The 14,569-nt window shown below is 66.1% G+C and carries 11 protein-coding genes; 8 read left to right on the top strand and 3 right to left on the bottom strand.

Annotated elements, in window-relative coordinates; genetic code table 11:
* Nucleotides 1-26 precede the first annotated feature (26 nt).
* The 4 genes from EXR94_06780 (at nt 27) to EXR94_06765 (ending at nt 4,519) form a co-directional block, all read left to right on the top strand.
* The gene (locus EXR94_06780; protein ID MSR02429.1) at nt 27-743 is read left to right on the top strand and encodes a hypothetical protein; all 717 of its coding nucleotides are present in this window, start codon (nt 27-29) and stop codon (nt 741-743) included.
* 97 nt (nt 744-840) lie between these two features.
* Nucleotides 841-1,020 carry a hypothetical protein gene (locus EXR94_06775; protein MSR02428.1) on the top strand — a complete coding sequence of 60 codons (180 nt, stop codon included), beginning with the start codon at nt 841-843 and terminating at the stop codon, nt 1,018-1,020.
* Between the two features lie 50 nt (nt 1,021-1,070).
* Nucleotides 1,071-3,296 (top strand): hypothetical protein, encoded by a 2,226-nt coding sequence (locus EXR94_06770; protein ID MSR02427.1) that lies wholly within the window; start codon nt 1,071-1,073, stop codon nt 3,294-3,296.
* Nucleotides 3,296-4,519, top strand: coding sequence for an MFS transporter (locus tag EXR94_06765; protein MSR02426.1), 1,224 nt, complete (start codon nt 3,296-3,298; stop codon nt 4,517-4,519). Before EXR94_06770 ends, EXR94_06765 begins: the two co-directional genes overlap by 1 nt.
* On the opposite strand, the gene EXR94_06760 is transcribed toward EXR94_06765, so the two are convergent.
* Entirely contained in the window at nt 4,516-5,463 is a 948-nt protein-coding gene (locus tag EXR94_06760; GenBank protein MSR02425.1) for a tRNA glutamyl-Q(34) synthetase GluQRS, read from the bottom strand. The genes EXR94_06765 and EXR94_06760 overlap by 4 nt on opposite strands.
* A gap of 9 nt (nt 5,464-5,472) precedes the next feature.
* On the opposite strand from EXR94_06760, the gene EXR94_06755 reads away from it, so the two are divergent.
* A complete protein-coding gene (locus EXR94_06755) occupies nt 5,473-6,156 on the top strand; it encodes a hypothetical protein (protein MSR02424.1) in 684 nt (227 codons plus the stop codon).
* A gap of 94 nt (nt 6,157-6,250) precedes the next feature.
* On the top strand, nt 6,251-7,408 hold the full coding sequence (locus EXR94_06750) for a hypothetical protein (GenBank protein ID MSR02423.1): 1,158 nt from the start codon (nt 6,251-6,253) through the stop codon (nt 7,406-7,408).
* A 4-nt stretch (nt 7,409-7,412) separates the two neighbouring features.
* Here EXR94_06750 and EXR94_06745 read toward each other — a convergent pair whose 3' ends face one another.
* Nucleotides 7,413-9,932 carry a S9 family peptidase gene (locus EXR94_06745; protein ID MSR02422.1) on the bottom strand — a complete coding sequence of 840 codons (2,520 nt, stop codon included), beginning with the start codon at nt 9,930-9,932 and terminating at the stop codon, nt 7,413-7,415.
* A gap of 347 nt (nt 9,933-10,279) precedes the next feature.
* Between EXR94_06745 and EXR94_06740 the strand changes: the two genes are divergently transcribed.
* Together EXR94_06740 and EXR94_06735 are read left to right on the top strand one after the other, a co-directional pair.
* A complete protein-coding gene (locus tag EXR94_06740; protein ID MSR02421.1) occupies nt 10,280-11,923 on the top strand; it encodes a class A beta-lactamase-related serine hydrolase in 1,644 nt (547 codons plus the stop codon).
* A gap of 54 nt (nt 11,924-11,977) precedes the next feature.
* On the top strand, nt 11,978-14,068 hold the full coding sequence (locus tag EXR94_06735; GenBank protein ID MSR02420.1) for a S9 family peptidase: 2,091 nt from the start codon (nt 11,978-11,980) through the stop codon (nt 14,066-14,068).
* On the opposite strand, the gene EXR94_06730 is transcribed toward EXR94_06735, so the two are convergent.
* Nucleotides 14,065-14,478 (bottom strand): hypothetical protein, encoded by a 414-nt coding sequence (locus tag EXR94_06730; GenBank protein MSR02419.1) that lies wholly within the window; start codon nt 14,476-14,478, stop codon nt 14,065-14,067. The genes EXR94_06735 and EXR94_06730 overlap by 4 nt on opposite strands.
* Nucleotides 14,479-14,569: the final 91 nt, after the last annotated feature.

Below are 14,569 nucleotides of genomic sequence, written 5' to 3'. Positions count from 1 at the left end.
CGGGACCTTGAAGGAGTACCGTTACCATGAACGGTCGTCTGTTGGTCACCGCCGTGTCGATCGCGTTCGTTGCCCTGTCCCCCGTCCCGGCCGCCGGCCAGTCCTCGCCGCGCGAAGCCGCCACCGGTTTCCTCCAAGCCTGGAACGCCAGGCTCTGGACCGAAACGGCACGCTTCCTCGACCTCGATTCGTTCGATCGCTTTCGGCGGGATTTCATCACCCGCGCCCGCCGCCAACCCAAGGAAGGGCCGCAGCCCAGCGTCGAGGAGCTGCTCCGGCGGAATCCCGACATGCCCCGCGAGGCGGCCGAGTATCAGATTCGGATGATGCGGGAGCAGCAGCGCCGGTTTGCCGATCCGACTCCCTACGAATTTGCCCGGGTCGCCTCGGCCACGGCCCTCCGGGCCCTGACGTCGGATGAGGCCGCGGCCCGCTGGCTCGAAAGCCGCGACCCCCGCTGGCAGGTCCGGATGCAATACGAGCAAGCCGGATGTCCCGCCCCCACGGACTTGAACGACATCCCCCTGCCCCGCCGCCGCTTGATCGGCGTCGTGGCCGATGGCGACTCCACCACCTATGCGCTGTTTAAAGAGAACCGCGGCGACGACAACGCGCCGGCCTGGGTCGGCGACGACGTCTCAGTCATGGAGTTGGCCCTCCGCCGCGGCCGCTGGGTGGTCGTGCCCCGGGCCGACTTAGTGCCCGAGATCGGCAGCGTCGATGTCTCCGATTGCCGAAAGTAGAGCCCCCAGTCGAGCGCCGAGTGCCGAGTGCCGAAGAATGCAACCCTTTCCGGAGCTGCCGCATCAAAGAATGCGAACGACCACACGGACAGGGACCATGGCGGATACCAAGCGACGCGACCGATTCGAAGGCTACGAAGTGTTCGACAGTCACGGCAAGTCGGTCGGGCGGGTGATCCTCCCGCGCACCACCCGGCCTCCGGGACCGAGCAACGGTACGGTGTTCCTCCGGCGCCAGCCGGTACCGAGGCCCAAAGCGAAACCCCAGGCGGCCTAACGTCGGCCGCTGGACCCCTCAGAATCGAGCCGCGCCCTTAGATTGACGGGGTGCGGCTTTTCATTGCTACTCTCCTTGCCCTGTCCGCCCAAGCCGGGCGCGACCAGACCGGCTTCACCGACTCCATCCTGGCGGCGGCCACTCGCGCCACCGACCTCGGCCGGCCCTGGCAAGCCACCCGGATGCTCGCGCCCCTCACCAAGGCGGCCTCCAAACCGGCCGTCAAGCTGGCAGCCGCCCGAGCCGCCGCCGGCTGGGAGGGTTGGGAAACGGTTGAACGGCTGCTCGAAGGCGAGCCCTGGCTCGACCAACTCGAGCGCGGCACCGGCCGGGCCCTGCTGGGCCGAGCGCTAATCGAGCGAGGGCGCGCCGCCGCGGCGCTGATCCAAAGCGAACGGGCGGTCGCGCTCGCGGGGCCCGGCGACCGCGGTGAACGCCTCCTGACCCAGGCCCGGGCCCTCGACCGCCTTGACCAGCTCGATTCCGCCGCGGCCGTCTATCGGGCCGCCGCCGCTGAACTCCCGACGCTCAAGGACTGGCTGCTGCTCCGCGCCGCGGGCGTCACGACCGATTCGGCCGGCCGAAGCGTGCTGTTGGGATCACTGACCGGACCAGCCCCTCGAGGGCGAATTCGATGGACCGAAGCCCTGGCCCGAAGCCGAGCCGGCGATTGGTCGGGGGCCGCGAATCAGTACGCCGACCTCGGGGCCCGTTTGGCCGCCGTCCGACTCCAGCTGTCCGGGGGCGACCTCGCGGCCCGAGCGGCCGGCCGCCGTGAGTTGGTCGAGGGACTCGGCGGAGACTCCTCGCCCGCCGATGCCTCGGACGCCCTCGATCTCTTTGACCGGGAATTCGTGTCCAAGACGCCGGCCGAGGAGCTTCGGATCGCCCGCCGGGCGGCGCAGATCAACCGCCTCGAGCGGGCCGCCCTGGGATTTGACGCCGGCCGGACCCTGTGGACCGACCGGGATCGCTTCACCTACGCCACCGTGCTCGCCCGCCTCAACCGCGGCCCGGAGGCAGTGGCGCTCTTCGACGGCGTGACCAGCAAGGACCTTCAGGGCGACGCGGCCTATCAGCGGGCCCGGATGATGGTGCGCACCGGCCAGCCCGGCTCGGTGGTCCGGGCCCTCGAACGGGTGTGGGTGGTCTTCCCGGAGGATTCGGAGCCCGCGGCATCGGCGCTCTTCCTCGCGGCCGATCTCCTGGCCGATCGGGGCCTCGACGACTCGGCGCGAATCTATTTCCGAGAGGCCGGGACCCGGTATCCCGGCACGGCATTCGGGCGGCGCGGCGCTTTTCAAGCGGCGATGATCGCCTATCTGAATGGCGATTTCGGTATCGCCACCACCGAGTTTGACCGGATCGCGGCGACGCCGGCGAACCCGGAGGCACTCGGCTCGCTCTATTGGGCCGGGCGGGCCTTTGTGGCCGGCGGCGACACGGCGGCCGCCGCCGAACGGTGGCGGCAGGTGGCCTCGCGGGGACGGGACAGCTACTACGCGTGGCGGGCGGCGGCGCGGTTAGGCACCGACTTCCGGCGCTTCGAACCGGACTTGGCAACCGAGTCGGTTGCCGAGCCAGACGCCCTGGCCCGAGTTGCCCTGCTTCGCCGATTGGGGCTCAAGGTGGAGGCCCGCTTCGAACTCGACGCCTACGTGGCCGCTGCCGGTGGCGAGCCAGGGCCGTTGATGACGACGGCCACGGCGCTCGCCGCCGCCGAATGGCATGCCCGGGCCATGCGAATGGCGGAGCGGGCCATCGAGCGGGGCGCGAGCCTCGGCCGAGCGGTGGCCCGACTCCTCTATCCGCTCCCGTACGAACGGCTGCTCCGCAGCGAGGCGTTGCAGGCCGGGCTCGACCCGATGCTGGCCGCCGGCGTCATTCGCCAGGAATCGCTCTTTGATCCGGAGGCTCGGTCGGTGGCCGATGCCCGTGGTCTGATGCAAGTGGTGCCGTCGGTCGGGGCCGAACTGGCCCGTCAAGCCGCCCTCCCCGAGTGGGACCCGGTCCTTCTGTACCAGCCCGACGTAAACCTCGACTTCGGCATCGATCACCTAGCCGATGCACTGGAGCGCCTTGGTTGGACCGAGCGGGCGCTCGCGGCCTACAACGCCGGCCTCGATCGCGTCAGGCGGTGGCAGTCGATTCGCGGGGTCGACCAGGACCCTGAGGTGTTCGTCGAGCGGATCCCGTTTGCCGAAACCCGGGACTACGTCAAGAAAGTCCTCCGGAACACCGCGATGTATCACGCGCTGTACCCGAAGGCCGGCTGATGAGTCACGACCCCTACCAAGCGCTTCGGTACCCGGCCTTCCGCCGGTTCGTCGCGGGCCACGTCTTAGCGGTGCTCGGCCAGGGGATGATGGCGGTGACGATCGGTTGGGAGATCTACGAACGAACCCGTTCGGCCTGGGCACTCGGCATGGTCGGCCTGGCGCAGGTTCTGCCGTTGATCATCTTGATCTTGCCCGCCGGGCAATTGGCCGATTCGTCCGATCGCCGCCGGCTCTTGATCCTGGCGGAGGCCGCGATCGGGCTCGCGGCATTGGGGCTGTGGCTGGCATCGCGGGCCGAGGCGCCGATCGAGGTGTACTACGGGCTGCTGGTGCTGTATGGAGCGGGGCGGACCTTCCAGCTTCCCGCCAAACAAGCCATCATGCCGAACTTGGTGCCGTTAGGCGCGTTCCAGAACGCAGTGGCGTGGAACAGCGGGGGCTGGCAGGGCGCCGACATGATCGGACCGGCCCTGGGCGGCTTCATCATTCACTGGGCCGGGCCCGGCGCGGTCTACGCCCTGTGCGCGGGCGCCGCGTTGGTCTTCATGGCGCTGGTGACCCAAATCGAGATTCCGGCCCGGGCGCCCGGCGGCCCCCGGGTCTCGGGACGGGGGTTCCTCGAAGGGGTCCGCTTCGTCCGCCGTTCGCCGATGTTGCTGGCGGCCATGTCGCTCGATCTGTTCGCCGTACTGCTCGGCGGGGTCATCGCGCTCCTTCCGGTGTTCGCCAAGGAGATTCTCCTGGTCGGACCCGTCGGGCTCGGCTGGCTTCGGGCCGCCCAGTCGTTCGGGGCCGTGTTGGTCTCGGTCAGACTCGCTCACCAGCCTCCGTTCAAGCGGGCCGGGCGGACGTTGCTGGCCTCGGTGGCGGGGTTCGGGGTCGCCATCATCGTCTTCGGCCTGTCGCAGAACTATCTCCTCTCGATCGCGATGCTGTTCCTGGCCGGGGGATTCGACGCGATCAGCGTGATCATCCGGCTGGCCCTGACCCAACTCCACACGCCCGATGAGTTGCGAGGGCGGGTCTCGGCGGTCAACAGCCTGTTCATCGGGATGTCGAATGAACTCGGCGAAGCCGAATCCGGGATGCTGGCGAGCTGGATCGGGCCAGTGGGAGCCGTGGTGGCGGGCGGTGTCGGGGTGATCGGCGTGGTGACGGCGGTTGGGATGGCGTGGCCGGAGCTTCGCACCCTCGACCGGCTGACCGAGGCAGGCGCCTAACGGAACAGACGGCCGAGTGCCCGCGCTCCGATCGGGGCCGGGGTTTCTTGAAGCCCGGTCAACTGAGCCGCCATCCCAAGCACCGCCTCCGCCGACTGCCCCGCGGCCCGCAGCGTGGCCAGCGCGGGCGCGCCGTCGCGTTTGCTCAACTTGGCGCCGGCATCATCCCGAATCAGCCGATGGTGCAGAAACGCCGGTGGGACCGGGCGGCCGAGCCACGCCGCCAGCATGATTTGGCGCCCGGTGGAGGCCAGGAGATCGTCGCCCCGAATGACGAGGTCGATCCCGTGCTCCAGGTCATCGACCACCACGGCAAATTGATAGGTCCAGTTGCCGTGCGGGTCTTTGAGCAGGAAATCGCCGCACTGGTGGGACGGCCGCTGCGCAATCCGGCCCAAGCTCAGATCCTGCCAGATCACCTCCTGGTCCGGCACCAGCACTCGCACGCCGCGTCCGGGGCCGGGGCCGAGGCCCTTGGCACGGCAGGTGCCGGGATAGCGGAGTTCCTCGCCGTCACCGAACCCGTCCGCGCCTAACGTTTCCGCGATGGTTTTTCGGGAGCAGTCGCAATGGAACACTGAAGCTGTCCGGCTGATTCGGTCGAGGGCTTCTTGATACCGCTCCGGGTTGTCGCTTTGCCGGTAGGGCGACGGTCCCGCGCGGAGCGACCGTGCCGACACCTCGTCGGGCTCGAGGCCGAGCCACTCAAGGTCGCGAAGAATCGCCGCCTCGTACTCGGGCCGGCACCGGCCCCGATCGTGATCCTCGAGCCGAAGCACGACGCGGCCGCCAGTGGATGCCGCCACGCCCCAGGTCCAGACGGCGTTGGCGACGTGTCCGATGTGGAGGGGCCCGGTCGGACTCGGGGCAAACCGGGTCGTCGGAGTCCCGGCAACGGAACGGAGATCGGGCCGCATTGGCACAACATAGCCCGGCGTTGCCATCTTTCCGCCATGAACCAGCTCCTCCTTGCGGTTGTCGCCTTCCAGACGCCCGTGACCCTGACCAAGCCGGACCGAAACCTCGCCGAACCGTTTTCCCAGATCACCTCGGTGCGGGAACTTCGAAACGGCCGGGTCGTGGTCGTCGATGCCAAGGAAAAACTGGTCCAGATCGCGGATTTCACCACCGGCACGGTCACGACGATCGGCCGGAACGGGAGCGGACCGGGTGAATACGCGATGCCGGTCGGGTTAGTCCCGATGCCGGGGGAACGGACGTTCGTTTACGATCCGATGAACCAGCGGTTCTTGGAACTTGGCCCCGAGGGGGCGGTCCGCAGACCGGTTACGTTCGCGTCCCTCGTGGGCCCCAAGAGCATCCCGATGATGCTCATGCCGGCCGCTGACGCCCAGGGCCGGTTGTATTTCGAGTCGATCAACCCTGCGGCCATGGACGGCGCCGATTCGGTGGCCGTCCTCCGGTGGACGGTGGGTCAGCCGCAACTCGACACCGCGGGTTTCGGTCGTCCGCTCGGCCTTCAAGCAAGGTCTGGCGGCCGCCGGGGCCGGGTCCTCGGACGGGTGACCTTGGCGCCTCAGGCAGCCGTGGTAGGGTTTGGGAAGCGGACCGTGTACGTCGCCCGGAAAGACGACGATGACCTGATGTACCTTGAACAGTATCGGACGCCGAACTAGCCCCGCGCGGCCCGAGATCAGGTTCTCCGTGCGACCGAAACACGGAGGCGGGCATCTCCATGGCACCCCGTGGACCATCTCCTGGAGTCATTCAGTGCAAACACCTTATGCTCTACTGCTCGCGACCGCATTCATCACATCCGGCGCCTTGGCCCAAGCCCCCGTTACTCTGACGAAACCCGACGCGGCCTTCCCCGATCCCTACACCCGCGTTGCCAGTGTTCGGGAATTGCCCAACGGCAAACTGATCATCGCGGACCTGCAGGACAAAACCGTCCAGATGCTCGACTTCGCCACTGGCCAAGCCACCAAGATCGGGCGCGAGGGCCAGGGTCCCGGGGAGTACGCACTCCCGGCCGGACTGCTGGCAATGCCCAACGGTGAGACCTGGATCAACGACCTGCTGGGCCGGCGGTTCTTGGTCCTGGATCCGACCGGCAAACCAACCAAAACCGTGGCCCTTCCCGGCACCGGCGGCGGGCCGGGCGGGATGGCCATTGGGTTCGGTGGCACCACCTCCGACCAAGCCGGCCGAGTCTATTTCCAGGCACCGCCGTTCAACATCGGCAACCCGGACGCGAAGGCGCCCGACTCGCTCGCGATCCTTCGATGGGACGCCGCCGAGGGCGTGGCGGCCAAGATCGACACCGTCGCGTGGCTGATCCCTCCGAAGGGGAACGTCAACGCCTCGGGCGGGGGCGGACGAGTCTCAATCCGGCTCGGGGGCGGCAAAGTCTTTACGCCGCAGGAAGCTTGGGGGGTGGCGGGCGACGGCGCGATTGCCCGAGTCCAACCGAGCCCCTATCAGGTCCTCTGGTACGGGGCCAACGCCGGAACGGCCAAGCTTGGCCAACCGCAGCCCTACACGGTTCTCTTGGTCACCGAGCAGGACAAGAAGGATGTCATTGAAGCCCGGAAGCGGAACCGCCCGATGATGGTCCAATTCGGCGGCGGGCCTGGGCGGGCGGCGGCAACATCCAATCTGCCCGACCCCGAGTTCGAGGACACCAAGCCGCCATTTACCGGAAACAACGCCGTCCTCGTGGCCCCCGAAGGCGAGGTGTGGGTGGCCCGAACTCGGCCGGCCAGCGACCCGGTCCCATCCTACGATGTGTTCGACAAGACCGGCAAACTGGTCCGGAAGGTCAACCTCAACGCGAAGAGCACGGTCATCGGCTTCGGGAAAGGCACGGTCTATGTGATCCGGACCGACGACGAAGACCTCCAGTACGTTGAGCGCTACCGCCGCTAGGGCATCACGGAATGGTTCCGTTGGTGCCGTACCGGCGGAACCACTCCATCATGTACACTTGAGTCCGCATCCAGTTCGAGGGTTTGGAACCGGTCCCGTGGTACTCGCCCTCGAACCGCACCATCGCCGTCGGTACGCCTAACACTTTCAAGGCGGCGAAGTATTCCTCCGTCTGGCCCATCGGGGTCCGAAGGTCGAGCTCGCCGGTCATCAGCAAGGTCGGGGTTTTGACTTTGCCGACGTGGAAGATCGTACTGTGCTCGAGCCACGGCTTGGGGTCTTCCCAATAGGGCTTGTCGAACCAGTTGAAGCCGAAAAGCGGGATGTCGCTGGTGCCGGCAAAACTCATCCAGTTGGTAACCGGGCAGCGGACGGCCGCGGCCGCGAACCGGTTGGTATGGGCAATGACCCAACTCGACAACACCCCGCCACCGCTGCACCCCGTCACGTACATCTGCTTTTCGTCCACATAGCCCCGGCCGATGACACTGTCGACGCCGGCCATGAGATCGTCGTAGTCGACACTCGGGTACGCCTGGTCGATCGCATTGCCGAAGTCGGTGCCGTAGCCGGTGCTGCCTCGGGGGTTGGTGTACAACGTGACGAACCCGTTGGCGGCGAAGTTCTGGTACATCGGATTGAACCCGACGTTGTACATCCCGTGAGGGCCGCCGTGAATCTCGAGGATCAACGGCCACTTTCGGTCCGGGGTGAAGGACGGCGGCTTGACGATCCACCCCTGGACCCGGGTTCCGTCCGCCGACCGGTACCAGATCTCTTCGACCTCGCCGAGCTTGGCTCCGCCAAGGAGATCGGCATTCATCTGGGTCAGTGGAACCAACTGCGACGGCTTCTTGAGATCGATCTTCACGACGTCAGGTGGGGCGTAGAAATGGGTCCGAACCACCACCGCCGTGCCTTTCTTCGAGACCGAGGGCGCGGTCAACATATGAATCCCGGTGGTCAGCGGCCGGATCGGACCGCTGGTCGGCGCGAGGTAGAGATTCGAGACCCCCCGATCGTCGGCGACGAAATAGAGCCCGCTGTTGTCCAGCGCCCATACCAACTGCGAGGGCGTTCGGTCAAAGCCCTGACTTCGAAGCGTGGCCGCGCCGCCGGTGGCGGGCATCGTGTACAGATCAGACACCCGATAGGTCTGCTTGGTAAACGAGAAACCGAGGAAGGCAATCACCTTGCCGTCGGGCGAGACAATGGGATTGGTCCAATTGCCTTTCGACGGGGTGAGCCGGCGACGCGTGAGGGTCTCGAGATCAACCGCGTAGATGTTGGAGACCTGGCGCTGCCGGTCGGCATCGGGATCGTCGTTGCCATCGACCACGAGACTCCGGCCGTCGGGCATCCAGTCCCAGCCCACCGACCCGGGCAGTCCAATACCCCGAGCACCCACATTCCAAGTTCCGGTCGTGACCTGGCGGGGCGTCCCGCCAGTGGAAGGCACCACGAAGAGATGGGTGTACCCGTTGACCAGCCACCCGCGCCCATCGGCCCGCGAATGGAGTTTGTCGACCACCCGCGGAGCCCGCGTCCAGGTCGCACCGGCCGGCGGGGCTGGAAGCCGGACGTTCCAGTCGGGCGCCGAGGGTACCACCATCGCAAAGCCGATCGAGCGCCCGTCCGGCGCCCAGCGGATATCGGACGGCGTCTGCTCCACTCGCGTTACCTGCGACACCGCCCCTTCGGCATCCATGTAGCGGACGAAGATCTGATTCCCGCCCGGCTCGCCCGGGGCAAGAAACGCGATCCGGGTTCCATCAGCCGACCACACCGGGTCGGCACCTTTGAGGAGGAACCGAAGGTTCGACCCATCGGCGTTCATGATCCACAAGCTGGTTTCCCAGCTGTCTTTCATCTTGTCAACCGCTCGCCGCCCAAACACCACGACGTTGCCGTCCGGCGAGATCCGAGGCGACTGCACCGTCTCGTAATCGAGGTATCGCTCAACCTGGAACAGGGTATCCGCCGGCCGGACCTGCGCCGCCACGGACCAAGGGAACAAAGTGACGAACAGGAGGGAAAAGCCACGCATCGAGACCTCGCCGGATGGTCGTGAGGCCCTCAGGTTAGCCCACCGCGCCCCAACCCGCCACTCCCAACCGGTGCCGAGTGCCGAGTCCTGAACCTTGACGACAGCCGCCGACCAGGCCGCCGGGTCTTTGTCGCTTTCGAAGACGTGATCCACGTCGACGACGACCGTGGCCCCGTCGCGCCGGATCAGCAGGCGGTCCATGTTTCGGGTGGCCCGCCCGGAAATGAAGGTGCCGTCAGGTTGATAGCGCGACTTGTGTTTCGGACACTGAAACCGGCCTTCGTCGGCCAACCATCTGAGGACCGTGTTCTGATGGGGACACGACAGGGCGAAGGCGTACACCGACCCTTGATGCCGGGCCACGATGACCTCGTTGGGCTTGTCGATCAGGATCCCGTCGGCGGGCGGGAGGGCGTAGTTGACCCCACCGCCCCCCTCATTCCGCCGGCCGATGGCCACCCCGATCGGGAGCGCCACCGCCGCCCGTCCTGGAATCGCCAGGGCGGCTGCAACCGCGGCCGCCCATCCCGCCGCTTGCCGCAGGAAGTCGCGCCGGTCACCTAACGAATCACATCCATCGCACTACTTGGTCATTGGTATCATTGCCTTGGCTGCCTACTTCGTCAGACAGTGTGTCACCTGTCGACCATCGTGACCCCGATTCGAGTAATTGGCTCGCACTGCGAGCGTGACACGATGGCGGCGCGACTCCCCCTACTCGCGTACCCGCGCGAAACCCGTCACATTACAGTCACCATGCGACTTCATCCGCAATTGAATTGGCTCCCTGCCGATCCCAATGTCACCACTATCCTGAGTCGCCCATGAAGATCGTGACCGCCACTACCGTCCTGCTCAGCCTCCCCTTTGCCTTGGCCGCCCAGACCCCGATCCAACTCGACACGGCCAAAGTCGATGCGGTCTTCAAGGAGTATGGCACGACCACGCCGGGCTGCGCCCTCGGCGTCTACGAACGGGGCCGGGTCCGGTTTGCCAGGGGGTACGGCATGGCCGACTTGAATCTCGGCGTGCCGATCAGCCCGACCACGGTGTTCGACATCGGGTCGACGTCGAAACAATTCGCCGCCGCCGCCATCGTGATCCTCGCCAACGAAGGCAAGCTGTCCCTGGCCGACGACGTCCGGAAGTATGTCCCCGAGCTCCCAGGCTATGGCAAGACGATCACCATCGATCACCTGCTCCGTCATACCAGCGGGCTCCGAGATTACAACGGGCTGTTGTTCATGGCAGGACACTTCTTCGAAGACTTCACCAACGACGACGACGCGCTCGGCGTCATCATTTCCCAACGAGCGTTGAACTTCGAACCGGGGAGCCGGTGGGACTACAGCAATACCGGATTCTTCCTGCTCTCGACGATCGTGAAGAGGGTCACCAACCGGACGCTGACCGAGTTCTCCAAGGAGCGGATTTTCTCGCCGTTGGGCATGGCCGTGACCCACTTCCGGGACGACCACACCGCCATCCTTCCAAACCGCGCCACGGCCTACGGTCCGGGACCGAACGGCGGCTTTACGGTCGATATGTCGAATTGGGATCAGACCGGCGATGGCGCGGTGAATACCACCGTCCTCGACCTGGCCCGGTGGGATGCCAACTTCTCTGATCCCAAAGTGGGCGGTCAGGCGCTGATCGATCGAATGGAACAGCGGGGCACCCTGAACAATGGTGATAGTCTGAGTTATGCCCGGGGTCTGTTCGTCGACAAATACCGGGGCCTCCGGCGGATCCACCATGGGGGCGCGTGGGCCGGCTACCGCGCCATGTTGATGCGATTCCCAGACCAGGGCGTATCGATCGGGGTGACGTGCAACATCGGGACGGCCAACACCCAGAAACGGGCCACCGACGTCGCCGATGTGATTCTGGCCGGCGTCTTCCCCGCCGCTCCTGCCGCCGGCTCTCCCAGTGCCCCAGCGGCCGCTCCGGTAGTCAAGATTGACCCCGCCCCGTATCTCGGGCTCTACTACGCCGACCTGCTCCAGTCGGTCGTCGAGATCACCGCCGACTCCGGCCGCCTCGTAGCCCATGCCATGGGTCGGCCTTTACCGCTCACCCCCCTCGGCGAGGATCGATTCAGCTACCAGGGACAGGCCGTCGAACTCCAGTTCAGCGACCAACGCCGCGCCCTCAGCCTCTCGATCCTCGGCACCAGTCAAGGTCCTTATCTCAAGACCGCGGGCTATACTTCGACCGGCGCTGACCTCCAAGCTTTGGTCGGGTCGTATTCGAGCCCCGAGCTCGGAACCATCTGGACCGTGCGGATCGAGAAGGGCAAGGCCATGCTCAAGGGCCGAGCCGTCGGAGAATCCGAGCTGAAACCCCGGATCAAAGACGCCTATCAGGCCGATGGGAGCTTCGTTCGCTTTACCCGGGGCGCCGACGGCCGGATCAACGGCTTCGAGGTCAGCGCCAGCCGGATGCTCCGAATTCGGTTCAATCGTTAGGTGGAGGCAACCATGATCCGTCCGGTGCTGTTTCTTTTTTTAGGCCTCACTTCCATGCTTGCTGCCCAGCCCAAGCGCCCCCCGGTTACCCGGGCAGGCGCCACCGTCGGTGACTATCACGGGACCAAGGTCGCCGACCCCTACCGGTGGCTCGAGGACGTCGATGCCCCCGAGACGCTGGCCTGGGTCACCACCCAGAATCAGGTCACCTTCGACTACCTCCGGGCGCTCCCCGGTCGCGACGCCCTCAAGGGCCGCTTGAGCGAGCTCTACGACTACGAGCGGTTTTCCGTGCCCTACTACCGTGGCGGCCGGTACTTCTACAGCCGGAACAGCGGGCTTCAAAACCAAGCCGTTCTCTATGTACAGGATGCGAGAACCGGGACCACCCGTGAGTTGCTCGACCCTAACCGCCTGTCCGACGACGGCACCGTGGCGCTCGCGCTGACGGAGCCAAGCCCCGATGGGAGCCTGCTGCTCTACGCCACCGCAGCCAGCGGATCGGATTGGCAGGAATTCAAGGTTCGCCGGGTTGCCGACGGCACCGACCTGTCCGACCATCTTCGGTGGATCAAGTTTTCAGGCGGCGCCTGGACCAGGGACGGCAAGGGGTTCTTCTACTCGAGGTATCCCGAGCCGGCCGCCGGCTCGGCGATGGTCGGGCAGAACCGGGACATGAAGGTCTACTACCACCAGATCGGGACCACCCAGGCCGAGGACGTCGTGGTCTACGAGCGCCCGGATCAGCCCGACTGGGGATTCGGCGTCCAGGTAACCCACGATGGCCGGTATCTGGTGATGAACGTCTGGGTCGGTACCGACACCAGGCAGCGAATTCATTACCTCGACTTGGCCGATCCGATTCGGCCCCAGGTGACCGGTACCGTGGCCCGGCTCCTCGATCAGGCCGACGCCGCCTATGGATTCATCGGGAATCAAGGGCCGCTGTTCCAATTCCGGACCGATCGCGATGCCCCGCGCAGCCGGGTGATTACCATCGACACTCGGAAAACCGGGGCGGAGGCAGTCCGGGAGACGATTCCGGAGCAGCCCCACGCGCTCGAGTCAGTTCTCGAAGTCGGTGGCCGGTTGGTGGCCACCTATTTGGCCGACGCTAAGTCGTCGGTCAGGATCTTCGAACGGGATGGCCGGCCGGTCCGCGAGGTGAGCTTGCCTGGCATCGGCAGCGCCACCGGCATCAGCGGTGATCCGGATCGCCCCGAGATGTTCTACGCGTTCACGTCGTTCCTGTCGCCGGGGACGATCTACCGGTACGACGTCGGCACCGGTGGGTCCGAGGTGTTCCGGGCGCCGAAGCTCAAGTTCGACCCCGTCCGTTATCAGACCGAGCAGGTATTCTATCGGAGCAAGGACGGCACCCGGGTCCCGATGTTCATCACCCACCGGCGCGATCTCGAAAAGAACGGGGTCAACCCGACGATCCTCTACGCCTACGGCGGATTCGACATCAGCCTGACCCCGTCCTTCGATCCGGCCTTGATCGGCTGGCTCGAGAAGGGCGGCGTCTACGCCCAGCCGAACCTTCGGGGCGGCGGGGAGTACGGCAAGGCGTGGCACGAGGCGGGCATGTTCGAGAAGAAGCAAAACGTCTTCGACGATTTCGTGGCGGCCGCCGAGTATCTCTTTGCCGAGCGGTACACCAGTTCGGCCTACCTGGCCATCGAGGGCGGATCGAACGGGGGGCTCTTGGTCGGGGCCACCATGACCCAGCGGCCCGACCTCGCGGCCGTGGCATTTCCGGCCGTGGGTGTGATGGACATGCTCCGCTATCACAAGTTTACAATCGGGTGGGCCTGGGCTTCAGAGTACGGATCAGCCGACGATCCGAAGCACTTCCCGGTTCTCAAGGCCTACTCGCCGCTCCACAATCTGAAGCCGGAGACGGATTACCCCGCCACCCTCGTCACCACCGCGGATCACGACGACCGGGTGGTGCCAGGGCACTCGTTCAAGTTTGCGGCGGCGCTCCAAGCCGCGACGGCATGGCGGCGGCCGGCGTACATTCGGATCGAAACCAAGGCCGGCCACGGATTCGGCAAACCGGTCTCGAAGACGATCGAGGAACGGGCCGATGTCTTTTCGTTTGCGCTCGCGAACATGGGCAAGCGGGGTCCGACGCCCTAGTCCGGCGCACCGGCGCCGGACTCGATCAACTCGATGGCCAACGAGGACGGGTCGTCGAAGCCCAAGAACGGCCCCCCGAACCGGGTTCCCTCGCCGGTGACGGCCACCCGATGCTCGGCGAGCCGCGCCCGCCACACGCCGAGCGAGCCGGCCGGGACCGAAAACCCAGTCGCCGTGATTTGCCCCGAGCCTTTCCGGCCCACCCGGACCCCCATGTCCGCATAGGGAAACGTGGTCATGATCGTCCCCGGTGTTCCCCGTTCGTCCCCGTAGTAGAAGTGAAAAACGTGGTGGTTGTCGAAATTGACGGTCTTCTTGACCAGACGAAGGCCGAGCAGCCCGACATAGAAGTCGAGGTCGGCCTGGGCGCCCGAGACCGTCGCGGTGGCATGGTGCAAACTTCGAATCATGACTTACCATCCTCCAAAAACCGTCGTATCCTCAAACCGAACCCAAAACCCTAGGAATTACAATCCCCGCCCCTTCGACCCCGTCCACCCA

It is taken from the genome of Gemmatimonadota bacterium (assembly GCA_009692115.1).
Lineage (GTDB): Bacteria > Gemmatimonadota > Gemmatimonadetes > Gemmatimonadales > GWC2-71-9 > SHZU01.
This window is presented reverse-complemented; position numbering and strand designations above follow the sequence as displayed.

What these genes read in the sequence shown, in the direction of transcription:
- EXR94_06780 (MSR02429.1), top strand. Translation starts at nt 27, where the DNA reads ATGAACGGTCGTCTGTTGGTCACCGCCGTGTCGATCGCGTTCGTTGCC.
- EXR94_06775 (MSR02428.1), top strand. Translation starts at nt 841, where the DNA reads ATGGCGGATACCAAGCGACGCGACCGATTCGAAGGCTACGAAGTGTTC.
- EXR94_06765 (MSR02426.1), top strand. Translation starts at nt 3,296, where the DNA reads ATGAGTCACGACCCCTACCAAGCGCTTCGGTACCCGGCCTTCCGCCGG.
- EXR94_06760 (MSR02425.1), bottom strand. Translation starts at nt 5,463, where the DNA reads ATGGCAACGCCGGGCTATGTTGTGCCAATGCGGCCCGATCTCCGTTCC.
- EXR94_06755 (MSR02424.1), top strand. Translation starts at nt 5,473, where the DNA reads ATGAACCAGCTCCTCCTTGCGGTTGTCGCCTTCCAGACGCCCGTGACC.
- EXR94_06740 (MSR02421.1), top strand. Translation starts at nt 10,280, where the DNA reads ATGAAGATCGTGACCGCCACTACCGTCCTGCTCAGCCTCCCCTTTGCC.
- EXR94_06735 (MSR02420.1), top strand. Translation starts at nt 11,978, where the DNA reads ATGCTTGCTGCCCAGCCCAAGCGCCCCCCGGTTACCCGGGCAGGCGCC.
- EXR94_06730 (MSR02419.1), bottom strand. Translation starts at nt 14,478, where the DNA reads ATGATTCGAAGTTTGCACCATGCCACCGCGACGGTCTCGGGCGCCCAG.